Source organism: Streptomyces boninensis, from assembly GCF_048572725.1.
Taxonomy (GTDB): Bacteria; Actinomycetota; Actinomycetes; order Streptomycetales; family Streptomycetaceae; genus Streptomyces; species Streptomyces boninensis.
This window is the reverse complement of record NZ_CP183837.1, coordinates 8,253,528-8,276,496: the sequence shown is the minus strand read 5'-3', so window position 1 is coordinate 8,276,496 and position 22,969 is coordinate 8,253,528. Positions and strand designations below refer to the sequence as shown.

Sequence of the window (22,969 nt, the reverse complement as noted above, 5' to 3'; positions counted from 1 at the left end):
CCGAGTTGCCGGTGTCAACCGATAACATCCCGGGAAGCCGCCGTCCCCCTTGTCTACGCGGCATCCTCCGCTACGAAGGTCATCCATGCCCCACAGCAACCCCTCAGCACCGACGCACCAGCCTCGCCGCAAGGTGAGCCTGGCGCGCGGCGCTACGCCGTGGCTCCTGCCGACCTTGGCCACCGCAGCCGTCAGCCTCGCCCGCGCCCGCCGCTCGGGTAAGTGGGCCGCCGCAGCCGTGCCCTCGACCGCTCTCGCGGCGGGCATGCTGTGGTTCTTCCGCGACCCGGAGAGAGAGATCTCCGAGGGCCGTGTGATCTCCCCCGCTGACGGCGTGGTGCAGAGCATCATGCCGTGGAAGGACGGGCGCACCCGCGTCGCGATCTTCATGAGCCCCCTCAATGTCCATGTCAACCGAGCCCCGCTTTCGGGCACGGTGGCGTCCGTAGAGCACATCCCCGGCGGTTACGTCCCGGCCTTCAACAAGGAGTCCGAGAACAACGAGCGCGTCGTGTGGCACTTCGACACGGAGATCGGCGATGTGGAGATCATCCAGATCGCCGGCGCCGTGGCGCGCCGCATCGTGCCGTACGTGGACGCGGGGACGAAGGTCGAGCAGGGCGAGCGGATCGGACTCATCCGGTTCGGCTCGCGTGTCGACGTCTACCTCCCGGAGGGCGTCGAGCCGGCCGTCGAGGTCGGCCAGGCCACTACAGCGGGGGTGACACGCCTTGACCGTGACTGATCCCAGTACCTCAGCGGATGCCCAGTGGGTTCCCGAGGCCGCGGAGGACGACGATGACGACATGCCGCTGTCGACGCGGCTGTCCATCGCCGACACGCTGACCCTCGCGAACGCCACCTGCGGCTTCCTCGCGGTCTACTTCACGACCACCGGCGTCCTCATGCCCCACATCACGGGCGAGGGCGACGGCGGCATGGCCCGGCACAGCGCCGCTACCGCTGTGATGCTCATGCTGCTGGCGTCGGTGTTCGACCTCTTCGACGGCCTGGTCGCGCGCAAGCTGCGCTCCTCGGCCATGGGCGCGGAGCTGGACAACCTCTCCGACCTGATCAGCTTCGGCCTCGCGCCGGCGTATTTCGTGCTGGTCTACGGCATGGTCACCGAGGGCGCCCACGAGCGGATCTCCGCGGTCGCCGCGGTGGTGGTGCTGCTGGCGGTGGTGCTGCGGCTTGCGCGGTTCTCCTGCGTGGAGGTCCCCGGCGGGGGCTTCCAGGGGCTGCCGTCGCCCTTCGGGGCGCTGACGGTCATCTCGGTCGTGCTGCTGGAGCTGCCGTTCATCCCGACGCTGCTGGCGATCGTCGGCGTGGCCTGGCTGATGGTCAGCCGCGTCGAGTACCCGAAGCCGCGCGGCCGCCTGGCGCTGGCCACGCTCGTCTGGGCGATGATCAGCATGGGCTGCCTGGCCTCCTGGGCCTTCGACGCGCCCGGCGCGCAGCTGCTCCTGCAGACCGGCTGCTCGCTGCAGATCGTGATGGCGGCGATCATCCCGGTCTTCGCCACGGCCCGGCGGGTGAACACCTTCCGCGACAACCGGCGCGAGGCGCGGGCTGCCGCCCAGGGCTGACACCCGCAGCTGAAGCTCTACGGCCCCGGGCCCGCGTCTTGGACGTGGGCCCGGGGCCGTAATGCGTGCTCGCTCAAGGACGCATGCGTGCTCACTCGAGGACGAAGGTGCCCCCGGCGGCGATGGCGACCTCGGGGCCGAGCGCGGCGGCCGGCGTGTACGCGCCGGGCTCACCCTCGCCCCGGGCCAGGCGGGCTGCGGTCTCGGCGCCGACGGCCACGGTGAAGTCCATGGCCTCGCCGGCGCGCAGCCAGCCTTCGCGGCGGGTGCCGTCGGACCAGTGCACGACCGCGTGCCCCCAGGAGTGCTGCCGGGGCCGGGGCGCGGGCTTCACCGAGATCCTGGCCATTCCGCGGACGGCGACGCGCCGCAGCGTTGGTACGGTCAGCAGCTTGCCGACGAGCGACATGGCCACTCCTGCGGCGGGGGCGGTCGGGACGAGGGCCGAGGTGGCGGTGACGTTCGGTGCGCCGCTGACCCGCTGGGCGGCCACCAGCTCGCCCGACGGGCCGCCGGCGCTGCGCGCCGTCTCTCCGTCGGGGAGGGCGAGCCGCTGCGGTTCGACGCCGAACCGCGCCTTGGCCAGGCGGCCGTTCACGTACCGGCGCCCGCCGGTGGCCAGCACGTCGACGATGGAGGCGGCGAGGGCGGCGCCCATGACGCCGCCCTCCGTGGCGACCGAGGGCAGGGCGTCGATACGCACCCGGTCCGGAGCGGGGCGGCCCTCGCGGAGCTTCGCCACCACGGCCTCGGTGCCAAGGACGCCGAAGCCGGCGTCGGTGACCAGGGTGCTGCCCGCCGCGGCCGCCTCCTGGTGGAGGCCGAGCAGGCGGGGGGTCGCGGTCAGGTCGTTGGCGAAATCGAGGTAGTGGCCGCCGGGCATGCAGGCGCGGGCGATCCGCACCGCCGTGTCGGCGTAGTCACCGATCGTATTGACCACCACGGCCGGTCGCTGCCGGGTGATCTCGGCGGCGATGCGGTCCGCCCCAGCGGCGGCGACGACCTTTGCGTCGGCGGCGAGGCCAAGGTCCGCGGCGGTCTTGCGCAGGCGCTTCTCGTCGCGTCCCACCAGCACGGGCGCCAGGCCCCGGGCGGCCAGGTCCGCGGCGACGCCGCGGCTCATCACTTAGCTTAGCAGTCATGACACACCGAGACATCACTTGCTACTGTCGAGTCCATGGCGCGATGGGATCCCGGCACGGCGGAGCGGCTGAGAAAGGCCGCACTGGAGCTCTTCGGCGAGCGCGGCTACGAGCAGGTGACCGTGACCCAGATCGCCGAGCGCGCGGGGATCACCAGGCGGTCGTTCTTCCGCTACTACCCCGACAAGCGTGAGGTCCTCTTCGCCGGCTCGGAGCAGTTGCCGCCCGCCGTGGCCGCGGCCGTCCTGGCCGCCGACCCGGACGCCGCTCCGCTGGCCGCGGTGCTCGACGCGCTCGCCCCGATCGGCTCCCGGCTCGTCGCGGACGTCGACCACATCGCCGAGCGCCGGGCGGTGATCAACGCCAGCCCGGAGCTCCAGGAGCGGGAGCGCACCAAGACCGCCGCGGTCGGCGCCGCGATCCGCGATGCGCTGGGGCAGCGCGGGGTGGCGGACGACAGCGCGAAACTGGTGGCGCAGCTCGCCACGCTCATCTTTCAGAACGCCTTCGAGCGCTGGATCAAGACCGGCGGGGAACAGGACTTCGCCGACTCCCTCGACGAGATCGCCGCCTCGGTCCGGGAATCGGTGGCCGGGATGGGAGAATCGCCCGGTGACTGACTTGATCATCGCGGCGTGCGACGGCGCGTCGAAAGGGAATCCCGGGCGGGCCGCCTGGGGCTGGGCCATCGCCGGGGCCGACGGAAGCGTCGAGCGGTGGGAGGCCGGGCCGCTGGGCACGTCGACGAACAACATCGCGGAGCTGACGGCGCTGCTGCGGGTGCTGGAGGCGACGGATGCGGCGGTGCCGCTCGAGGTCCGGATGGACTCCACGTATGCGATGAAGGCGGTGCGGGAGTGGCTGCCGGGGTGGCGCAAGCGTGGGTGGAAGACGGCGGCGGGGAAGCCCGTGGCCAACCAGGAGCTGATCGTCGCGATTGACGCGGCGCTGGCGGGGCGCGAGGTGGGACTCGTGTACGTGGCCGCGCATCAGGTGGATGGCGACCCGTACAACGCGGCCGCGGACGCTGCCGCGAGCTATAGCGCGCGGACTCAGGAGGCGATTGGCAGCGCGTACGGCAGTGAGCTGCCGGAGGGGGACGCGCCGACGAAGCCGGCGAAGCCGGCGGGTGTGCCTGCGGCGCGGAAGCGGGCCTCCGGCGGTGGCACGGTGAAGGCTAAGTTTGCGGGGCGGTGTCGGTGTGGGCGGTCTTATGAGGTCGGCGCGACGATCGCCAAGAATTCTGATGGGTGGGGGCATGTCGACTGTGCGAAAGTCGGCGCCGCCGAGCGGTAACTGCTGCGTGCGGGGTTGATCGCGCCTGGCGGCGCTCGTCCTCAAGCGCCGGACGGGCTTTAAAGCCCGTCCGGCGCTTGAGGACGAGGCGCGCAGGCGCCGACAAGGGGGTCTAGGGCTCACCCTTCCGGCGTGTAGCCCTCCGCCGCCGGCGCGGTGAAGGTCTTCTCCGCCACCACCATGCCGCCCTTGGCCTTGGCGTCCGGCCGGAGGACGTAGCTCTCCTTCGTCGACGGCGCAGCCGCATCCGAGAAGTCGTGGCTGATGCCGAAGCCCTGGTCGTAGTCGGTCATGGAGAGCAGGGCCTTGCGGACGCCGTCGCGGGTCAGGTCCTTGGACTTGCAGGCCTGCTTCAGGGCCTCGGCGAAGACATCCGCGGCGGCCCAGCCGGCGATGATGCCGTTGTCCAGCAGGGCGCCCTTGTACGCGGCTGAGTACGTCTTTGCCAGCTCCGCCGGGCCCGACCCCTTGTCGCCGATCGGGAGCGTCGAGGCCATGAAGTAGAAGTTCTTCAGGAGGGCGGGGGCCGCCTGGGTCTTCAGGAGCTGCGGGGCGAAGGTGGGGTTGTTGCCCACCACCGGGACCGGGAGTTTCGCCGCTGCCGCTACGCCCGTCAGGGACGCGGACTGGGCCGGGCCCGCGCTGATCAAGATGGCCTTGACCTTGGCCTTCTTCAGCGCCGTCACCTGAGCCGTCATGTCCTGGTCGGTCGGCTTGATCTTCTGCTCCACCACCGAGACGCCGGCCTCCTCGGCCGCGTACTTCGAGCCCGCCAGGGCGTTCTCGCCGAAGTCGCCCTCGAAGTAGACGTGGCCGATCTTGTCTCCGGACTTCACGAACTTCTTCTTCACGAGGAAGTCGACCGCATTGATCATCTCGTAGTCGTACGTGGCGCCGATCTGGCGGATCGATTCGCTGCCGAGCAGATTCGCCGACCAGGCCTGCGGGATGACCAGGCCCTTGTCCTGTTCGTCGATGCGCTTCTTCTGGGCCGCTACGAACGGGGAGCCGATGAATTGCGGGAAGCCCAGCACCTTGGGCTCCAGTTCCGTGTACGCCGCGACCGCCTTGCGCGGGTCGTAGCCGTGGTCGCGGATCGTCAGCTCCACCTTGCGGCCGCAGATGCCGCCCTTCGCGTTGAGCTGCTTCATGTACAGCTGCTGGGCCTGTGTGACGCTCTTGCCGAGGGTGGCGTAGACGCCGGTCATGTCGGTGAGGACGCCGAGCGGGATGGTGGTGGCGGTGACGCCGTCGCCGGTTTTGAGCGCGTTGGCGCCCTTGCCGCCGCCTTCGCCGTCGTCGTCCTTGGCCTTGCTGCTGCAGCCTGCGGCGGTGAGGGCGAGGATCGCGGCCACCGCCACCAGTGCTGATCTACGCGGGTGCGCTTTCATCGGACGGCTCCTTCTTGAGGGTGAGGGCGGCTCCGGAGCCCAGCCGGACCAGGCCGCCGGGCAGGAACAGCACCACCGCGACGACGGCGGCGCCGTAGAGGTATGAGGACGCCTCGCCCGGGGCGATGCCGCCGGTGCCGGAGGCGGAGACGAGGGGCAGGGACTCGCTGTAGCGGTCGAAGAGCTGCGGGAGGAGGGAGACGAAGACCGCGCCGAGGACCGCGCCCGCGACCGAGCCGAGGCCGCCGATGACGATCATGGCGAGGTATTCGAGGGAGAGCGCGAAGCCGAAGTACTCGGGGGTCGTCCGCTGGAGGATCAGGGCGAGGAGGACGCCGGCCAGGCCCGCGTACATCGACGACAGCACGAAGACCCACGCGCGCAGCCGCGCCACCGGCACCCCCATCACGCCCGCCGCCACCCGGTGGTCCCGGATCGCGTTCATCGCCCGGCCGGGACGGCCGCGCAGCACGCCGCGGGCGAAGAGGGCGCCGGCCGCGAGGAGCAGCAGGCCCGCGTACCAGAGCTTCTCCATCGACTGGAACGGGACCGCGAGGATGTCGGTCTCGGTGTCGTCGAAGCGGAGGCCGAAGAGGTTGAGCGCGGGCACGTCGCGGCCGTTGTAACCGCCGGTGAGGTCGGTGGCGTTGAAGAGCACGTGCTGGCCGATGAAGATCAGGGCGAGGGTGGCGATGCCCAGGTACGCGCCGCGCAGGCGGCCCGCGATCGGGCTGAGCAGGCCGCCCGCGGCGCCCGCGACCAGCACCGCGCCGAGCGCGGCCAGCGCGGTCGGGAGGACGTCGCCCAGGGCGCAGTAGCCGTACGCCCCGACCGCGAGGAAGAAGGCGTGGCCGAGGGAGAGCTGGCCGGTGGCGCCGGTGAGGAGGTTGAGGCCGATCGCGCCGATGGATGCCGCCATGGCGAAGAGGCCCGCCTGCAGCCAGAAGCGGTCGACGTAGAAGGGGAGCGCGAGGAGGACGAGGACGCCCGCGGCGACCAGGGCGATCCGGATGCGGCCACGCGTGTCAGACACGGGTCAGCTCCCTCGTGCCGAGCAGTCCGGCCGGGCGGGCCAGGAGGATCAGCAGCATGACGAGGTACGGGGCCATCTCGCCCAAGCCGCGGCCCAGGAAGGACAGTTCGTCCTGGTAGCCGGTGACCATGGCCTCCGTCACCCCGACGATGAGGCCGCCCGCCAGGGCGCCGGTGGTGGAGTCGAGGCCGCCGATGATGGCGGCCGGGAAGGCCTTCAAGGCAACGAGTGACGTGTTGCGTTCCAGGCCGGGGGTCGGGAAGACCGTCAGGAAGAGCGCGGCCACCGCGGCCAGCGCGCCCGCCACCGCCCACGCCGACAGCGACACCCGCCCGAGCCGTACGCCCATCAGCGCCGCCGCCTCCCGGTCCTCGGCCGCGGCGCGCATCGCGACGCCCCAGGAGGTGTAGCGGAAGGCGAGCAGGAAGACGGTGATCACGGCGGCCGCGGTGAGCAGCGCCGCGATCCGCGTCTGCGGTACGGACAGCGGGCCGATGTCCGCGATCTTGTCGCCCCACGGGTCGCCGAGCGGCAGCACGTCGGTGCCGATGCGCCGGGTCAGCTCGGTGAGCAGCATGATGTCGACGCCGATGGTGACGATGGCCAGGACGCTGTGGTCGCGGCCCCGGTAGCGCCGTATGACGAGGAACTCCACCAGCGCCCCGACCACCGCCGCACCCGCGATCCCCACGAGCAGCGCCGCCCAGAAGCCGATGTCGTCGGTCAGCAGCGCCGTCACGTACCCACCGGCGAGGAGCAGGGACGCGTGCGCGAAGTTGACGACCTCGGTGGCGCGGAAGATGACGACGAAGCCGAGGGCGATGAGCGCGTAGACGGCGCCCAGCGAGATGCCGCTGATCAGCAGCTCGGAGAAGGTGGTCATGAGGTCACCTCCTCCTCGGAGTTGTTCGTGTCGCCCAGGTAGGCCCGTACGACCTCCGGGTCGCGCTGCACCTCGGCGGGCGGGCCGCTGGCGATGCGGCGGCCGAAGTCGAGCACGGTCACCTCGTCGGCGAGGCGCATGACCACCCCCATGTCGTGTTCCACCAGGACGACGGAGATTCCGAGGCCCTCCCGTACGCCCGCGATGACGGCCGCCGTGCGGCGCCGCTCGTCCGAGGTCATGCCGGCGACCGGCTCGTCCAGCAGCAGGAGGCGGGGCTCCATGCACAGCGCGCGGCCCAGCTCGACCAGCTTCTGCAGGCCGTACGGGAGCGCGGCCGCCGGGTGGTCGAGATGCCGTTCGAGGCCGGTGAACTCGGCTATCTCCCGGACCCGTTCGCGGTGCCGCGCCTCTTCGCGGGCGGCGGCGGGCAGCCGCAGGCCGGCGGCGAGGAAGCCCGCCTTGGTGAGGCGGTGGCGGCCGAGCATGAGGGCGTCGGCGACGGTGGCGTACGGGGGGAGGGCGATGTTCTGGAAGGTGCGGGCGATGCCGAGGGCCGCGATGCGGTGTGGGGGCAGGCCGGTGAGGTCGTCGGGGCCGAAGCGGACGCGGCCTGACGTGGCGCGGTAGACGCCGGAGAGGACGTTGAAGCACGTCGACTTGCCTGCCCCGTTGGGGCCGATGATGGCGTGCAGGCTGCCGGGGGCGACGGTGAAGGAGACGTCGTCGAGCGCGGTGAGGCCCGCGAAGCGGACGGTGAGGTTGCGTACCTCCAGGGCCGTGGATTCCGTCATCCCTCCCACCTCCGCAGCACCGGGACCTCCCGCGCGGCCCCGGCCGCGTCCTCCGCCGCCGCCTCGTCCACCACGCCCAGGTAGCGGCGGCGGACCTCGTCGGAGGCCGCGAGTTCGGCCGCCGGGCCGCTCAGCGCCACCCGGCCGGTCTCCAGGACGTACGCGTCGGAGGCCACCCGCAGCGCTATGGCCGCGTTCTGCTCGACCAGGAGCACCGAGGTGCCCTGGTGGTTGATCTCGCGGATCTGGTCGGCGATGCGTTCCGCAGCCAGCGGGGCCAGGCCGAGGGTGGGCTCGTCCAGGAGGAGCAGTTTCGGGCGGGCCATCAGGCCGCGGGCGAGGGCGAGCATCTGCTGTTCGCCGCCGGAGAGCAGGCCCGCGGGCTGGGCGGCGCGTTCCCGTAAGACGGGGAAGAGATCGTGCACCCGCTCCAGCGACGCGGCGCGGGAGCTGCGCGGCGCGCCGAGGGCGCCTGCCCGCAGGTTGTCGGCGACGGTCATGCGGGCGAAGACCCGGCGTCCCTCCGGGACTTGGACGACGCCCGCCGCGACCACCTCGGGGGCCGCGAGCCGGTCCAGGCGTACGCCGCCGAAGCTGACCTCGCCGTCCGCGACCGCGCCGCCGTGGAAGCCGAGGGTGCGCGAGATCGCGCGTAACAGCGTCGTCTTGCCGGCGCCGTTGCCGCCGAGCACCGCCACCACCGCGCCGTCGCCGACGGTCAGCGACACCTCCCGCAGCGCCCGCACGGGTCCGTATCCAGCGGTCAGCGCGCCCACTTCCAAGGCGGCGTGCGGCATCGGCGCTCCTCTTCCCGGGGATGGCTCTCCGGGGTGCCTTTGGGTCTTCTCACCGTGAGTGCGGATACCACAGCACCCGGCGGCGCCGCCCGTCCACGGCGAGCGCCGGAATCGCTGCCCGTGAACACCTGTCAAACGGGACGATTGTGCAGGCGCACAATGCCTGCCATCTTGACGGCGTGGCCGTTGTGAGAGCACGCACGGAACGGGAGTGGGAAGTCCTGCTCGGCGCCAAGGGCGAGCTCGCCGAGCGGGTGCCGGAGCTCACCGACAAGCTCCTCGCCGAGCTGGAGGCGCACTCGCCGCAGTACGACCTCGCGGTGCCGCGCGACGAGCACTGGCGGCAGATCGACGCGGCGCTGCGGTACGGGATCGAGGCGATCGTCACCTCGCGCACCGGCGCCAGGCCCGACCTGGACTACGCGGCGGAGCTGGGGCGTTGCCGCGCCGAGCAGGGGCTGCCGCTTGAGCTGCTGCTGTACGCGTACCGGCATGCGGGCTATCTGGTCTGGGAGACGCTCCTCGACATCGTCACGGCGAAGAACCCGGAGGCGCTGCCGCTGCTCGGGCACACCGCGACGGTGATCTGGGCCGGCACCGACCGGCAGACGGCGACGGTCACCGACGCCTACCGGGCGACCGAGCGGGAGCTGCGCCGCCGCACCGACGAGCGGGTGCAGGCGCTGCTCGACGCGCTGCTCGCGGGCGGCGCCGAGCCGGAGCTGGCCCAGCGCGCGGCGGCGGCGCTGGACCTGCCGGTGCGGGGGCGGTACGCGGTGGTGGTGCTGCGGGGGGCGGAGCACCGGGTGTTCGGGGAGCCGGGCGGGCTGCGGTTCCTGTGGCGGATCCGGCCGGACTGGGAGGTGGGCCTGGTCGCGCTCGGCGAGGAGGCGGGCACCGCCGAGGTGGCGGCGGCGGTGGCGGCGCGGTCCGCGGGGCCCGGCGGGATCAGCCCGGTGGTGGGCGGGCTGACCGAGCTGGGGCGGGCCCGGCGGTGGGCGGAGCTGGCATTACGTACCGTGCCCGCGGGCTCCACCGAACTGGTGCGTCTGGACCGGCGGTTGCCGGCCGCGCTGGTGGTGAGCGAGCCGGAGCTGGCGCGGCTGCTGGTGGCCGACGTCTTCGGCGAGCTGCTGGCGCTGGAGGCGACGGACCGGGCGGTGCTGCTGGAGACCCTGGACGCGTGGCTGGAGTGCAGCGGGTCGGCGGGGCGGGCGGCGACGCGGCTGTACTGCCATCGCAACACGGTCTTCAACCGGCTGCGGCGGGTGGAGCAGCTGACGTCGCGGTCGCTGTCGCGGCCGCGCGATCTTACCGAGATCACCCTCGCCCTGGACGCGTACCGGCTCACCCAGGACGGTTGAACGGGCGGCGCGCTCCACACGTGTAGGTAGTTGAAGATGCAATCGATGTCCCCGTTCGGCGGCGGAGGCACCGCATGCACACGGGCGGGGCGCGGCGAAGGAGGATGGCATGCGATTACGTAGCCGGATCATGGCCATCGCGGTCGCGGCGGGAGCGCTGATCGCGATCAGCGCGGCCAGTCCCGCCAGCGCCGGCGGCGGCTCCGGCCAGACGCTCGGCGCGGGCGACTCGCGGTGCACCGACCAGGTCCAGTCGGACAACGGGGCGCACCTGACCGGATTCCTCACGTACGGCACCGGCGAATGGACCATCCGCCGGGCCGCGGCCGCGGGCGGCGCGGAAACCGTGGTCTTCCGCACCCCGGCCGGCTCGCTCAACGGACAGCAGGTCCCCGTCGACAAGGTGCTCCCCGACCCCGGAGCCGGCGACTTCCGCTACCGGGCGTGCCTGCGCGTGGACCGGATCGTCAAGCACGGCTTCTTCAGCATCGCCAACTACCGGATGTCGCTGGCCTCGACCAGCCCGACCGCGGTGGACGACATCGGCCCGGACACGGCGACGCTGTCCACGTCGGCGCAGGCGTGCGGCGACCAGACCTTCGTCGAGCCGGGGGCCAGGGTCCGGCTCGCGGGCACCTCCACCGGTCCGGCCCAGTGGTTCATCGCGGTCACCGGCCACACGAACAACTACGAGGGGAACTGGGAGGCGCTCCTCGTGAATGCCGCCGACATCGACCGGACGGTGACGCTCGACCCGGAGATCACGGCGGTGACGGCCTGCGTCGGCGGCTGGCAGTCGACCGGAAAGATCTCGGTGGGCTTCGAGCTGTCCGTCGTCTGACCCTTCGAGTGGAAACCCGGGTCGGTCGCGTCCACGACCGACCCGGCGCCCATCAGCTCAGGTAGTCCCGCCCCAGCTGCTCCGCCGCCTGCTCCAGCAGCGGGCCCGCGCCCGCCATCGACTTCGCCGGGTCCGGCTCCAGCGCGGCGAGGGCGTAGGCGCGCTCGATGCCCGCGCCCTGCAGGGCGGACTCGTCGATGGCGAGGCGGCCGCAGACCGCGACCACCGGCTTGCCTGCCGTACGGGCCGCCGCGGCGACGCCCGCCGGGGCCTTGCCGTGCAGGGTCTGGAAGTCGAGCGAGCCCTCGCCGGTGATCACCAGGTCGGCCCGCTCCAGGGCCGGGGCGAAGCCGAGGACGTCGAGCATGACCTCGATGCCGGGGCGGAAGCGGGCGCCGAGGCCGACCAGCGCGCCGTAGCCGATGCCGCCCGCGGCGCCGGCGCCGGGCTGGAGCGCGAGCTCCGTGGCCTTCGGGCCGATCGCGGTCGCCAGCACCTCGGCGAAGTGGGCGAGCGCGGCGTCCAGCGTCGCCACGTCCTCCTCGGAGGCGCCCTTCTGCGGGCCGTACACGGCGGGCGCGCCCTTCGGCCCGGTCAGCGGGTTGTCGACGTCGCTCGCCAGGACGAAGTCCACGTCCGCGAAGCGCGGGTCGAGGCCCGACAGGTCCGCCGTCGCCAGGTCGCGCAGCGGGCCGCCGCCGGGGGCGACCGGCTCGCCGTCCGCGTCGAGGAGGCGGGCGCCGAGCGCCTGCAGCATCCCGGCGCCGCCGTCGGTGGTCGCGCTGCCGCCGACGCCGAAGACGATCGTGCGCGCGCCGTCGTCGAGCGCCGCGCGGAGCAGCTCGCCGCTGCCGTACGTGGTGGCGGTCAGCGGGGCGAAGACGCCGCCGGGGAGGTGGGCCAGGCCCGAGGCCTCGGCCATCTCCACCACGGCCGTGTCGCCGCGCAGCGCGTACGCCGCCGTGACCGGTGCGCCCACCGGGCCCGTCACCTGCAGCTCGCGGCGCTCGAAGCCGCCGGCCACCGCCGCGGCCACCGTGCCGTCGCCGCCGTCCGCCACCGGCAGCGCCTCCACGGACACATCCGGCGCCGCCTTGCGCAGCCCGGCCGTGACCCGCTCCGCGACCTGTACGGCCGTGAGGGATCCCTTGAACTTGTCCGCGGCGATCAGCACGCGGTTCACTGCTCCGTCCGCCACCTTGCTTTTCCTTACTGTCGAACGTGCAGTCGCGCCGGAGCCGACACTATCCGCCACCACGTTCGGCGCGCCAGAGGCGACATCAGGGACATAGCGCACCATAGTGGGGCGACATGAGCACCGTCGAGACCGCTCCGCCCCCGACGGAGGAGCCGCCAGAGCCGCCTCGACCGCAGTCGCAGCCGCCGGACTGGCCCGTTTTCGTCATCGGCGCCGTGGTCGTGCTGGCCGTCGTGGCCTGGGGCACCTTCGGCAAGGACTCGCTCGACAGCTCGTCGTCCTCCGCCCTCGCCTGGGTGCTGAAGAACTTCGGGTGGCTGTTCGTCGTCGCGGCCGACCTGTTCCTGGTGCTGTGCGTGGTGATCGCGCTGAGCCGGTTCGGGCGGCTGCGTCTCGGCAAGGACGACGAGGAGCCGGAGTTCAACAACCTCGCGTGGATCGCGATGATGTTCAGCGCGGGCATGGGGATCGGCCTGATGTTCTTCGGGGTGGGCGAGCCGCTGCAGCATTACGTCGATCCGCCGCCGTCATCCGGCGCGGAGCCGCAGACCGACGCCGCCGCGCGGTCCGCGATGGAGTACTCGTTCTTCCACTGGACCCTGCACCCGTGGGCGATCTACGGCATCACGGCCCTGGCCCTCGCCTACGCCGCGTACCGCAAGGGCCGCGGCAACCGCATCAGCGCCGTCCTGGTCCCGCTGATCGGCGAGGAGCGCGCCAACGGCTGGCCGGGCCGCTGCGTCGACCTCCTCGCCGTCTTCGCCACCGTCTTCGGCACGGCGACCAGCCTCGGCCTCGGCGCCCTCCAGATCGCCGAGGGCCTGGACCTGACCGCAGGGATCAAGGCTTCGACGACCCTGAATCTGATCATCATCGTGTCGCTCTCCGCGGCCTTCGTCGTCTCCGCGATGAGCGGCCTCAACAAGGGCGTGAAGTGGCTGAGCACCATCAACATCATGCTCGCCGCGGTGCTGATGCTGTTCGTCTTCATCTTCGGGCCGACCGTGTACGTCCTCGACAGCATCCCGGCGTCCGTCGGCGGCTACATGGACCACCTGCTGCAGATGTCCACCCGTACCGGCGCCTTCACCGACGCCGGCTGGCTCGGCACCTGGACGATCTTCTACTGGGCGTGGTGGCTGTCCTGGGCGCCCTTCGTCGGTACGTTCCTGGCGCGGATCTCGCGCGGCCGGACGATCCGGGAGTTTCTGCTCGGGGTGCTGCTGGTGCCGTCGAGCGCGACGATCGTGTGGTTCTGCACCATGGGCGGCAGCGCAATCCGGCTGGACCAGAAGGGCACGGCGGACATGACGTCGGCCGCGGCGGATGGCGCGGAGGCCTCGCTGTTCGCCCTGCTCAAGGCGCTGCCGCTCGGGGTCGTCACCTCCTGGATCGCGATCATCCTGGTGATGACGTACTTCGTCACCAGCGCGGACTCGGCGTCGCTGGTCATGGGCTCGCTGACCTCGGGGGGCGCGCTGCACCCGAAGACCTGGCTGAGCGTGACCTGGGGCGTGCTGATGGCGGCGGTGGCGGCGGTGCTGCTGGTCGCCGGCGGCCTCGACTCGCTGCAGACGGCGACGATCCTGGTGGCGCTGCCCTTTGTGGTGGTGATGCTGGTGGTGTGCTGGGCGCTGCTCAAGGAGCTGCGGGACGATCCCGGTGTGGGGCCGCCGCGCCACCATGCGATGCACGGGCTGAAGGACGCGGTGCGGGTGATGGTCGGCGAGGCGATCGACGAGCAGCAGGGCGGGGGCGGTCGCGGACCGCAGCGGCACTATCGCCTGCGGCGGGCTGCGGCGGCGATCCGGGGGCGGGACGAGGAAGGGTAGGCTGCCGCCTCATCGAGCGAGGGGGGCGTGCTGGTGGGGTGGGGCAGGGCGATAAAGAGACCTGGTCGGGGAGAGAGCGGTCCGGATCCGGAGGGGCCGGAGGAGGCAACGGCTGAGGGGGCGCAGCCCGAGGACGTACGGCCTGAGCAAGCGCAGCCCGAGGACGTACGGACCGAGGACGCGCGGCCCGCGCCCAGCGGCGCCGGCCCTGCCGACACGGTCCCGGACGCGATACACCGCCGTCGCCGCCGGCTGCGCATCCTCGCGGGTGCGGCCTTCGCCCTCGCGGCCACCGTCGCCGCGGCCCTCCTGCTCTACGGACCCGCCGAACCCTCCGCGGAACCGACGGCGAAGCCGGACCCGGTACGGCACGGCGACGGCTGGTCGATCAGCCTGCCGGTCCGCGGCGACGCCCGCTGCATAGTCCCCGACGGAAGCTCCGTCTACTGCAACGGAGCCGGATACGACGCCATCCGCATCTGGGCGCCCAACGGCCGCGTCCTGTGGAAGATCCGCTCCGCCGCCTCCGGCAGTGCACCCGCACCTGACGCCGCCCCGCTCGGCGTCCGGCCGATGGGCATGGCGGGGATGGTCTACGTGCTCCGCTCCCCCGCCCCCGGCGCGCCCTCCGCGGCCGCGGTGGTGGCGGGCATAGACCGGCGCAACGGAAGGCAGGTCTGGAAGCAGGAGCTCGCCGATGTACCGCTGGACGAGCATGCCGCCGCGGTCGGCGCGGACCTGGTGTACGCCCGTACCGAGAAAGACGGCGCCGGCCTGGCCGGATTCGATCCGGAGACCGGCCGGCTGGGCTGGAGTGGACCCCTTCCCGACGAGCCCGGCTGCACCTGGGGGCCGACCGTCGGCTGGGCGGTGCTTGTCTGTCCGCCGGAACCAGGTGACCCGGCCGGCCGGGTCCGCATCATCGACGCCGGCGGGGGTGACCTGCCGGCCGATGCCGCCACCGTGCCGCGCAACACGCACTTCATCGGCGTCCGCGGTGCCTCGCTCTACTTCGCCGAATACCGCCCCGAGGACGCCGGGAAGCCGGCCGTGCGCTACACCCGGCTGCACAAGGTTTCCGGCTCCCGCGTCCAGGTCTCCCGGCTCCGGGCCCCCGCCACCCCGGCCCGGCGGCCCACCATCACCAAGGACGGCGTGATCGTCCTCCAGCACACCGACGGCACGGTCTCGGTGCCGGTGCCCGGGCGCACCGTGCCGCTGACCCTGAACCTCCGCAAGATCACCGGCGCCGACGACCGCACCGTGGCGTCCTGGGGGCGGCGGCTGCCCGCGGTCGCGCCGACGCCGTACGGGATCTACGTGCTGACCCCGGGCGGTGTGCTCAGCATCGTCGACCCGGGAAGCGGGCAGGTGACCCTGCGCAAGAAGATCGCACTGCCGATTACGTCCGTCGGCGCCCAGCCGCAGCTGTTCACCGACGGCCTCCACCCGGTCGGGCTGATCGGGCGGCAGCTCTTCGCCGTGCCGGAGCCGGAGCAGCAGCCCGGGGCCTGACCCGGAGCCCGCCCCGGGGCGTCACGTCCCGGGCAGCACCTCCTGCTCCAGCGCCAGCAGCCGCTGCTTGCGCTGGATGCCGCCGCCGTACCCGGTCATGCTGCCGTTGGCGCCGACGACGCGGTGGCAGGGCACGATGATGCCGATCGGGTTCTTGCCGTTGGCCAGGCCCACCGCGCGGGAGGCGGCAGGATTGCCGATGCGTTCCGCCAGCTCGCCGTAGCTGATCGTCTCGCCGTACGGGATCTGCTGCAGCTCCTTCCAGACGCGCTGCTGGAAGGGGGTGCCGGTGAGCTTCAGCGGCAGGTCGAAGTCGGTGCGCTCGCCCGCGAAGTACGCGTCGAGCTGGACGATCGCCGCCGCGAACGGGGCATCGCCGGCATCGGCCCGCTCCCCGAAGGTCTCCTCCCCCGGGCGGTGGCGCTGCTCTGTCATGTAGAGGCCGGTCAGCTCGCCGTCCTCGGCCACCAAGGTGAGCGGGCCGTACGGGCTGTCGGCGACGGTGTGGGTGCGCATGAGTTGGTGATCACTCCGTAGGCATGAGGTTGATCGGGTGGTCGTCGGTGGCCCAGAGGTACTGGACCGCGTAGGCCCGCCACGGCTGCCACACCTCGGCGTGCCGGGTGAGGGCGCCCGGGGACGAGGGCAGGCCCAGGCCCTCGGCCGCCTTCCGTACGCCCAGGTCGGTCGCCGTGAAGGCGTCCGGGTCGCCGAGGCCGCGCATGGCGATGACCTCGATGGTCCAGGGGCCGATGCCGGGCAGCGCCGCGAGCTGTTCGCGGGCCTGCGTCCAGTCGCTGCCGCCGCCGAGGTCCAGGGAGCCGTCGGCGAGGGCGGCGATGAGGGTGGTGAGGGTCGTACGGCGGGACTTCGGCATCGCCAGGGACTCGGGGTCGAGGGCGGCGAGGGCGTGGACGGACGGGAAGAGGTGGGTGAGGCCGCCGCCGAAGGGGTCCTCGACGGCGGTGCCGTACGCCTTGACCAGGCGCGCGGCGTGGGTGCGGGCGGCGGCCGTGGAGACCTGCTGCCCGAGCACGGCCCGTACCGCGAACTCCTCCCCGTCCACCGTCCGCGGCACCCGCCGCCCCGGCGCCTTCGCGACCAGCTCCGCCATCTGCGGATCGGTGCTGAGCTGCTCGTCGATGGCCTCCGGGTCGGCGTCGAGGTCGAGCATCCGGCGGCAGCGCGTGATGGCGATGGAGAGGTCGCGCTGGTCGGTCAGGGCCAGGCGGCATTCGATGTGGTCGGGGTGCGGGGTGAGGGCGACGGTGCCGTGCCCGTACGGGAGGGCGAGGGTGCGGCGGTACGAGCCGTCCCGCCACTCCTCGACGCCGGGGACGGCGGTGGCGACCAGGTGGCCGAAGAGGTTGTCGGGGGTGAGCGGCTTGCGGAACGGGAGGCGGAGGGAGATCACGCCGGGGGCGGCGGCCGGCTGCTTACGGGCCGCGGCCCGGCGGCGCAGCTCGGAGGGGGCGAGGGCGAAGACCTCCTGCACGGTGTCGTTGAAGGTGCGGATCGAGGAGAAGCCGGCCGCGAAGGCGACGTCCGACATCGGCAGGTCGCTGGTCTCGATGAGGATGCGGGCGGTCTGTGCGCGCTGGGCGCGGGCGAGGGCGAGGGGCCCCGCGCCGAGTTCGGCGTTGAGCTGCCGCTCGATCTGGCGGGTGCTGTAGCCGAGCTGCGTGGCCAGGCCCGGCACGCCGTCGCGGTCCACGACGCCGTCGGCGATCAGGCGCATGGCGCGGGCGGTGAGGTCGGCGCGGACGTTCCACTCCGGGGAGCCGGGGCTGGTGTCGGGGCGGCAGCGCTTGCAGGCGCGGAAGCCGGCCAGCTGGGCGGCGGCCGCGCTCGGGTAGAACCGCATGTTCTCGGGCTTCGGCGGCACCACCGGGCAGCTGGGGCGGCAGTAGATGCCGGTCGTCAGGACGGCGGTGAAGAACCAGCCGTCGAACCTGGCGTCCTTGGACTGGACGGCGCGGACGCAGCGCTCGGTGTCGGTGTGCATGCGTCCAGCGTCGCCGAGTCAGGGGCCCGAAGCTAGCGAGAATCCGACATGACGGTGCCAGGAGCTATTCGCGGCGACGAGCTGAGGCTCAGCCCGCGGGCCAGCGAAGCCGTCACGGCCAGCGAGGCCGCCGCCATGACCGCCATGGCCGTGCCGGGCGACGTCCGCTCGGCGATCACACCCGCCAGCCCCGCGCCCACCGCCTGCATCGTCAGCATGCCCGAGGCGTGCAGGCCGAAGGCGTGGCCGCTCAGCTCCTCGGGGGTGAGGTTCATCAGCCGCTCCTGCTGCATCAGGCTCGCGCAGAAGCCGACCGAGGAGACCCCGGCGATCGCCGCGGCCAGATAGAGCGGCGGCTGCAGGGCGAAGATCAGGTACGGCGCGGCGAGCAGGATCAGCATCGGGACGCCGAGCCGCGTCCGGCGCCCCTTCGGCACGAAGCGCCCGCCGATGATGTCGCCGGTCAGCATGCCCGCAGCCGCGGCCGCGAAGAGCACGCCCGCGTGCCGGGGCTCGTACGAGACGAAGAGTGACTCGCAGCCGACGACGAGGCCGTTGGGCACCCAGAGCGCCAGGTAGACGTAGCGGCGGGGGCGGGAGGACCACAGCAGGCGGTTGGTGCGCCAGGTCGCGGCCACGGACGGACGGCCGGAGGCGCGGGGCGGGCGGCGGGTGAGGCCGAAGCGGGAGGCGGCGGCCGCGAGCAGGTACAGGCCCGCACCGGCGAGCAGCGTGCCGCGCTCGCCGAGCGCCAGGACGAGCACGCCGCCCGCCCCGTAACCGCAGATCTGCATCGTGCCGGCCGACATGTTGAGCACCGAACGCCCCAGCAGGTAGCCCTCCTTGGGCAGCACCTCGGTCAGCAGCCCATAGCGCACGCCACCCCCGACCGAGCCCACGACGCCGAGGACGACGATGACGGCGAACATGCCGCCCAGCGGCATCCCGGGGATGGCGAGCGCGGCGGTGCCGGCCGCGTACACGAGCTCGATGCCGGTCGTGGTGGCGCGGGGCGGCAGCCGGTCGGCGGCGGAGAGCAGCATGGTGGCGCCGAGCATCTGGGCGAGGGACGGGCCGAACATGCTCAGCGCGGACAGCAACGGCGAGCGCGTCCGGTCGTAGACGAGCGTGCCGAGGGCGAGGCCGCTCACCGTCATGCCGGCTACGTGGGCGGCGGCGTTGCCGAAGAGGGGGCGGAATTCGGGGACGTGGGCGAGCTCGCGGTACGTGCGCATGCCCGGAGTCTCGGGGTGTGGTGGTGACGGGGGTTAATGTTTCGCCGGGGCGCGAAAGGTGGGGGTGGCTATGGGGTGGTGGCAGTTCAGCGCGGACACGCTTGCGGGCAGCCGCTTTGTGATCTCGCAGATGGCGGAGGTCAACGCGAGCCTCTTCGCCCTGCACCATGGCGCGGCGGCGCATCCCGGCGAGCGGGCGTGGCTGGATGCGCACGGTCCCGCCTACCGGGCGCGGCTGGCCGCCGATCCCGTATTGGCAGAGCTGGTGCCGGCGGCGCTGGGTGAACGGCACCACTGGATCGCCGACTTCGTGACGCCGACGCCGGGGCGGGCGGACGGCGATCCCGTCGGGGATGTCGCGGCGGGGCTCGCGGAGATCCGGGCGACCTCGCGCGAGCGGGCCCGCGCGAATCTGATGATCTCGCTACGGGCGCCGCTGCCGGCGGCGCTGGACGACGCCGATCCGGCCGCGCTGATGGCAGACCTCCTGGAGTGGGTCTGGGACGAGACGGTACGCCCGTACTGGCCGCGCCGCCGCCGCGTCCTGGAGGCCGATGTGGTCGCGCGCACCCGGCAGTTGAGCGCGGGCGGCTGGGCGTCGGCGCTCGACACGCTGCGGCCCGGCATGCGCTGGCTCGGCGAGAGCCGGCTGCAGATCAACGCGCACGACTACCCGCCGCGCGACCTGTCCGGGGCCCGGCTGTTCTTCGTGCCGGTGACCCCGGATTCGGGCTGGGTGTCGTGGCGCGCGGAGGAGGGCGAGTACGCGATCATCTACCCCTGCGCGGGCGCCCTGGCGGCACCCCCGGAGCCGGTGCCGGAGGGCCTCGGCCGGCTGCTGGGCGAGGCGCGGGCCCGGGTGCTCGTACGCCTCGATACGCCGCTGAGCACGACGCAGCTGGTGGCGCTGACGGGGCAGGGGCTGGGGTCGGTGGGGCGGCACCTGAGGGTGCTGCTGGACGCGGGGCTGGTCGGGCGGCGGCGGGCCGGGCGGTCGGTGCTGTACTACCGCACGGCGGCGGGTGACGCGGTGGTGGAGGCGGCGGGACCCGCGGGAGTCTGAGGCGGGCTATCGAATGGCAAAACCCGTTGCCGTTCCGGCAAGCTGTCTCTATGGACGAAGAACTCGATCAGGCCCTTGCCGGCGTCGGCCCCCGGCTGCGTGCCCTGCGCGGCGAGCGGCAGAGCACGCTCACCGAGCTGTCGGAGCGCACCGGCATCTCGGTCAGCACCCTGTCGCGGCTGGAGTCCGGCTCCCGCAGGCCGACCCTGGAGCTGCTGCTCCCGCTGGCCAAGGCGCACGGCGTCTCGCTCGACGAGCTCGTGGACGCCCCGCCGACCGGCGACCCGCGCCTGCACCTGCGCCCGGTGACCCACCACGGCATGACGCTGCTGCCGCTGACCCGGCGCGCGGGCGGCATCCAGGCGTACAAGATCGTGCTGGACCCGACCGACCGGCCGAATCCGCCGGACCCGCAGACGCACGAGGGCTATGACTGGCTGTACGTGCTCAACGGGCGGCTGCGGCTGGTGCTCGGCGAGCACGACATGGTGCTGGCGCCGGGCGAGGCGGCGGAGTTCGACACGCGGGTGCCGCACTGGTTCGGGCCGGCGGACGACCATCCGGTCGAGTTCCTGAGCCTGTTCGGCAGCCAGGGCGAGCGCACGCACCTGCGCGCGCGCAGCAAGGCGCAGGGGGCGGCTGAGACGCCCGCAGGCGACTAGCGCGTCAGCGCCCGCCACACCGCCTTCGCCGCATTCTGCCCGCACATCCCATGCACGCCAGGGCCCGGATACGTCGCCTGCGAGCACAGGAACACCCGCGGATGCACCGTCGACCACGGCGACCTCGCCGGCTTCGGCCGCAGCAGCGTCTGCAGCCCGGAGAAGGCGCCGCAGGCGAAGTCGCCGCCGACATAGTTGGCGTTACGGGCCGCCATCTCCGGCGGGCCCGCCACCGCATTGGCCAGCACCAGGTCGCGGAAGCCGGGCGCGAAGCGCTCTATCTGCCGCTCGATCAGCTCGGTCGCGTCGCCCTTCCAGCCGTTGGGGACATGCCCGTACGCCCAGAAGGTGTGCTTGCCCGCGGGCGCCCGGCTCGGGTCGACCACAGTCGGCTGGACGGTGATGAGGAAGGGCACCTTCGGATCGTCGCCGCGCACCGCCCGCCGCACCGAGTCGTCGATCTCCCCCGCCGTCGGCCCGACGTGCACCGTGCCCGCCCGGCGGGCGTCGGCCGCCGTCCACGGCACCGGCCCGTCCAGCGCGTAATCGATCTTGAAGCAGGACGGGCCGTAGCGATAGTTCGCATACGCATTGCCGAGCCCCGCGATCCGCGCCAGCGCGGTCGGCGAGGTGTCGAAGACGTACGCCCGCGCCGGCGGCAGCTCATCGATCCGCTTCACCTCGACGCCGGTGTGGATCACCCCACCCAGCTCGCGCAGATACGAGGCGAGGGCGTCCGAGATCGACTGCGAGCCGCCCTTCGCGACCGGCCAGCCCACCGCATGGGCCGCGATGGCGAAGGTGAGGCCCAGCGCACCCGTGACGATGCCGCTCATCGGTGAGACCGCGTGCGAGGCGAGGCCCGCCATCATGGCCTTGGCCTTGTCGTCGCGGAAGCGGCGGTTGATCACGGACATCGGCAGGCCGAATTTGCCGAGCCGGAAGAGCGTGACCGGGTCGCGGGGCAGGGAGTTCAGCGACAGGCCGAGGAAGTCCTGCGACAGGGTGTCCCACTTGCCGAGGAAGGGCTCGAGCAGCCGCCGGTACGAGCCCGCGTCCCGCGGGCCGAGCGACATCGCCGTCTCCCCCACCGAGCGGGACAGCACGGCCGCGGTGCCGTCGTCGAAGGGGTGCGCCATCGGCAGCTCGGCGTGCAGCCACTCCAGGCCGTGCCGGGCGAGCGGCATATTGCGGAAGGCGGGGGAGCCGACGCCGAAGGGATGGCCGGCCGAGCAGGGGTCGTGCCGGTAGCCGGGGAGGGTCAGCTCCTCCGTGGAGGCGCCGCCGCCGATCTTGTCGCGGGCCTCGAAGACCTCGACGGCGAAGCCGCGCCGGGCGAGTTCGACGGCCGCCGTGAGCCCGTTGGGCCCGGCGCCGACGACCACCACGTCCACCATCGAGGTCATAAGTTTTCGCCTCTCCCCTCGCCATTGAGGTCCGCGTCCGGCGCCCGAGGCTATCGCGCCTCGGGGCCGAGCAGGCCCAGGATATGTCTGAGCGTTTCTTCGTCCCGCGCGGCCACGAACGGCAGCGCATTGCCCCCGGTGATGCGGAACGGCTCGCCGCCGACGGTGCCGTTCGCCCCGCCCGCCTCGGCCACCAGCAGCAGCCCGGCGGCGTGATCCCAGGGGCTCTCCCACGAAAAGGCGACGGCGTCCAACTCGCCGGACGCCACCCGCAGATACTCCAGCCCAGCCGACTTGCACGGCCGCGCGGCCACGCCCGGGGCGTCGAGGCCGTCCAGGACCCGCTTCTCCCCCGTCGTCGTGTAGTTCGGATGCGAGGTGGCGACCGTCAGGACGCCGTCCCGGTCCGGGTGTCCCGACGCCAGCGGCGGTCCGCCGTTCGCCCGGGCCCCCGCGCCCCGGCGGGCGACCGCCATCAGGTCCTGCGCGGGCGCGTACGTCCACGAGGCGAGCACCTCGCCGCCGTACGCCAGCGCGACGAGCATGCCGAAGTCGGGCTCGCCCCGTACGAACGCGGCGGTGCCGTCCACCGGGTCGACGATCCACACCGGATCCGCGCCGCGGACCGCCGCCAGCCGCGCCGGGTCGGCATCAACCCCCTCCTCGCCGACCAGCACCGAGCCCGGCAGCAGCGCGGTCAACGACCGCTCCAGCAGCTGCTCGGCCTCCCGGTCGGCCACGGTGACCAGGTCATGCGGCCCGGCCTTCTCGGCGATCTCGTCCGCGGCCAGCGCCCGGAACCGCGGCACGACGGCCTCGGCCGCGGCGTCCCGCAGCGCGGCCTCGACCCGGTCCAGCCAGGCAGCGTCATTCCAAGCGACGTCACCGAGGTACTCGTCGATCATGCCCCCATCGAACCACGT

General features: G+C 72.8%; 22 protein-coding genes. 10 read left to right on the top strand and 12 right to left on the bottom strand.

Annotated elements, in window-relative coordinates:
* Positions 1 to 85: 85 nt before the first annotated feature.
* Positions 86 to 745, top strand: a complete 660-nt coding sequence (locus ACNNMR_RS37355) for a phosphatidylserine decarboxylase (RefSeq protein WP_419999150.1) — start codon at positions 86 to 88, stop codon at positions 743 to 745.
* Complete coding sequence (gene pssA, locus ACNNMR_RS37350) at positions 732 to 1,589, top strand: CDP-diacylglycerol--serine O-phosphatidyltransferase (RefSeq protein WP_419999149.1); 858 nt, start codon at positions 732 to 734, stop codon at positions 1,587 to 1,589. Before ACNNMR_RS37355 ends, pssA begins: the two co-directional genes overlap by 14 nt.
* Before the next feature lie 91 nt (positions 1,590 to 1,680).
* Here pssA and ACNNMR_RS37345 read toward each other — a convergent pair whose 3' ends face one another.
* Complete coding sequence (locus ACNNMR_RS37345) at positions 1,681 to 2,712, bottom strand: saccharopine dehydrogenase NADP-binding domain-containing protein (RefSeq protein ID WP_419999148.1); 1,032 nt, start codon at positions 2,710 to 2,712, stop codon at positions 1,681 to 1,683.
* A 54-nt stretch (positions 2,713 to 2,766) separates the two neighbouring features.
* On the opposite strand from ACNNMR_RS37345, the gene ACNNMR_RS37340 reads away from it, so the two are divergent.
* Both ACNNMR_RS37340 and ACNNMR_RS37335 read left to right on the top strand, forming a co-directional pair.
* On the top strand, positions 2,767 to 3,351 hold the full coding sequence (locus ACNNMR_RS37340; RefSeq protein ID WP_419999147.1) for a TetR/AcrR family transcriptional regulator: 585 nt from the start codon (positions 2,767 to 2,769) through the stop codon (positions 3,349 to 3,351).
* Positions 3,344 to 4,027 carry a ribonuclease H family protein gene (locus tag ACNNMR_RS37335; protein WP_419999146.1) on the top strand — a complete coding sequence of 228 codons (684 nt, stop codon included), beginning with the start codon at positions 3,344 to 3,346 and terminating at the stop codon, positions 4,025 to 4,027. Before ACNNMR_RS37340 ends, ACNNMR_RS37335 begins: the two co-directional genes overlap by 8 nt.
* Positions 4,028 to 4,146: 119 nt before the next feature.
* Here ACNNMR_RS37335 and ACNNMR_RS37330 read toward each other — a convergent pair whose 3' ends face one another.
* The 5 genes from ACNNMR_RS37330 to ACNNMR_RS37310 are packed head-to-tail and all read right to left on the bottom strand — an operon-like array spanning position 4,147 to position 8,925.
* The gene (locus tag ACNNMR_RS37330; protein WP_419999145.1) at positions 4,147 to 5,418 is read right to left on the bottom strand and encodes an ABC transporter substrate-binding protein; all 1,272 of its coding nucleotides are present in this window, start codon (positions 5,416 to 5,418) and stop codon (positions 4,147 to 4,149) included.
* A complete protein-coding gene (locus tag ACNNMR_RS37325; RefSeq protein ID WP_419999144.1) occupies positions 5,399 to 6,451 on the bottom strand; it encodes a branched-chain amino acid ABC transporter permease in 1,053 nt (350 codons plus the stop codon). The genes ACNNMR_RS37330 and ACNNMR_RS37325 overlap by 20 nt, the downstream gene beginning before the upstream one ends.
* On the bottom strand, positions 6,444 to 7,334 hold the full coding sequence (locus tag ACNNMR_RS37320) for a branched-chain amino acid ABC transporter permease (RefSeq protein ID WP_419999143.1): 891 nt from the start codon (positions 7,332 to 7,334) through the stop codon (positions 6,444 to 6,446). The genes ACNNMR_RS37325 and ACNNMR_RS37320 overlap by 8 nt, the downstream gene beginning before the upstream one ends.
* A complete protein-coding gene (locus tag ACNNMR_RS37315) occupies positions 7,331 to 8,128 on the bottom strand; it encodes an ABC transporter ATP-binding protein (RefSeq protein ID WP_419999142.1) in 798 nt (265 codons plus the stop codon). Before ACNNMR_RS37315 ends, ACNNMR_RS37320 begins: the two co-directional genes overlap by 4 nt.
* Complete coding sequence (locus tag ACNNMR_RS37310) at positions 8,125 to 8,925, bottom strand: ABC transporter ATP-binding protein (protein ID WP_419999141.1); 801 nt, start codon at positions 8,923 to 8,925, stop codon at positions 8,125 to 8,127. The genes ACNNMR_RS37315 and ACNNMR_RS37310 overlap by 4 nt, the downstream gene beginning before the upstream one ends.
* A gap of 179 nt (positions 8,926 to 9,104) precedes the next feature.
* Here ACNNMR_RS37310 and ACNNMR_RS37305 point away from each other — a divergent pair, with 179 nt between their 5' ends.
* Both ACNNMR_RS37305 and ACNNMR_RS37300 read left to right on the top strand, forming a co-directional pair.
* Positions 9,105 to 10,289: a PucR family transcriptional regulator gene (locus tag ACNNMR_RS37305; protein ID WP_419999140.1), complete on the top strand. Its 1,185-nt coding sequence runs from the start codon at positions 9,105 to 9,107 to the stop codon at positions 10,287 to 10,289.
* A gap of 109 nt (positions 10,290 to 10,398) precedes the next feature.
* Complete coding sequence (locus ACNNMR_RS37300) at positions 10,399 to 11,130, top strand: hypothetical protein (RefSeq protein ID WP_419999139.1); 732 nt, start codon at positions 10,399 to 10,401, stop codon at positions 11,128 to 11,130.
* 52 nt (positions 11,131 to 11,182) lie between these two features.
* Here the strand turns inward: ACNNMR_RS37300 and ACNNMR_RS37295 are convergent, their stop codons facing one another.
* Entirely contained in the window at positions 11,183 to 12,328 is a 1,146-nt protein-coding gene (locus tag ACNNMR_RS37295) for a glycerate kinase (protein ID WP_419999138.1), read from the bottom strand.
* Between the two features lie 113 nt (positions 12,329 to 12,441).
* On the opposite strand from ACNNMR_RS37295, the gene ACNNMR_RS37290 reads away from it, so the two are divergent.
* Both ACNNMR_RS37290 and ACNNMR_RS37285 read left to right on the top strand, forming a co-directional pair.
* On the top strand, positions 12,442 to 14,160 hold the full coding sequence (locus tag ACNNMR_RS37290) for a BCCT family transporter (RefSeq protein ID WP_419999137.1): 1,719 nt from the start codon (positions 12,442 to 12,444) through the stop codon (positions 14,158 to 14,160).
* A 33-nt stretch (positions 14,161 to 14,193) separates the two neighbouring features.
* Positions 14,194 to 15,675, top strand: coding sequence for a PQQ-binding-like beta-propeller repeat protein (locus ACNNMR_RS37285; protein ID WP_419999136.1), 1,482 nt, complete (start codon positions 14,194 to 14,196; stop codon positions 15,673 to 15,675).
* 21 nt (positions 15,676 to 15,696) lie between these two features.
* Here the strand turns inward: ACNNMR_RS37285 and ACNNMR_RS37280 are convergent, their stop codons facing one another.
* The 3 genes from ACNNMR_RS37280 to ACNNMR_RS37270 are packed head-to-tail and all read right to left on the bottom strand — an operon-like array spanning position 15,697 to position 18,915.
* Positions 15,697 to 16,191, bottom strand: a complete 495-nt coding sequence (locus ACNNMR_RS37280; RefSeq protein WP_419999135.1) for a methylated-DNA--[protein]-cysteine S-methyltransferase — start codon at positions 16,189 to 16,191, stop codon at positions 15,697 to 15,699.
* Positions 16,192 to 16,201: 10 nt separating this feature from the next.
* Positions 16,202 to 17,680 carry a DNA-3-methyladenine glycosylase 2 family protein gene (locus tag ACNNMR_RS37275; protein ID WP_419999134.1) on the bottom strand — a complete coding sequence of 493 codons (1,479 nt, stop codon included), beginning with the start codon at positions 17,678 to 17,680 and terminating at the stop codon, positions 16,202 to 16,204.
* Positions 17,681 to 17,712: 32 nt separating this feature from the next.
* The gene (locus ACNNMR_RS37270) at positions 17,713 to 18,915 is read right to left on the bottom strand and encodes an MFS transporter (RefSeq protein ID WP_419999133.1); all 1,203 of its coding nucleotides are present in this window, start codon (positions 18,913 to 18,915) and stop codon (positions 17,713 to 17,715) included.
* A gap of 70 nt (positions 18,916 to 18,985) precedes the next feature.
* On the opposite strand from ACNNMR_RS37270, the gene ACNNMR_RS37265 reads away from it, so the two are divergent.
* Both ACNNMR_RS37265 and ACNNMR_RS37260 read left to right on the top strand, forming a co-directional pair.
* Positions 18,986 to 19,978: an ArsR/SmtB family transcription factor gene (locus ACNNMR_RS37265; protein WP_419999132.1), complete on the top strand. Its 993-nt coding sequence runs from the start codon at positions 18,986 to 18,988 to the stop codon at positions 19,976 to 19,978.
* 50 nt (positions 19,979 to 20,028) lie between these two features.
* The gene (locus ACNNMR_RS37260) at positions 20,029 to 20,640 is read left to right on the top strand and encodes a helix-turn-helix domain-containing protein (RefSeq protein WP_419999131.1); all 612 of its coding nucleotides are present in this window, start codon (positions 20,029 to 20,031) and stop codon (positions 20,638 to 20,640) included.
* Here the strand turns inward: ACNNMR_RS37260 and ACNNMR_RS37255 are convergent.
* Together ACNNMR_RS37255 and ACNNMR_RS37250 are read right to left on the bottom strand one after the other, a co-directional pair.
* Positions 20,637 to 22,046: a phytoene desaturase family protein gene (locus tag ACNNMR_RS37255; protein ID WP_419999130.1), complete on the bottom strand. Its 1,410-nt coding sequence runs from the start codon at positions 22,044 to 22,046 to the stop codon at positions 20,637 to 20,639. The genes ACNNMR_RS37260 and ACNNMR_RS37255 overlap by 4 nt on opposite strands.
* A gap of 50 nt (positions 22,047 to 22,096) precedes the next feature.
* Positions 22,097 to 22,951, bottom strand: coding sequence for an inositol monophosphatase family protein (locus tag ACNNMR_RS37250; protein ID WP_419999129.1), 855 nt, complete (start codon positions 22,949 to 22,951; stop codon positions 22,097 to 22,099).
* Positions 22,952 to 22,969: the final 18 nt, after the last annotated feature.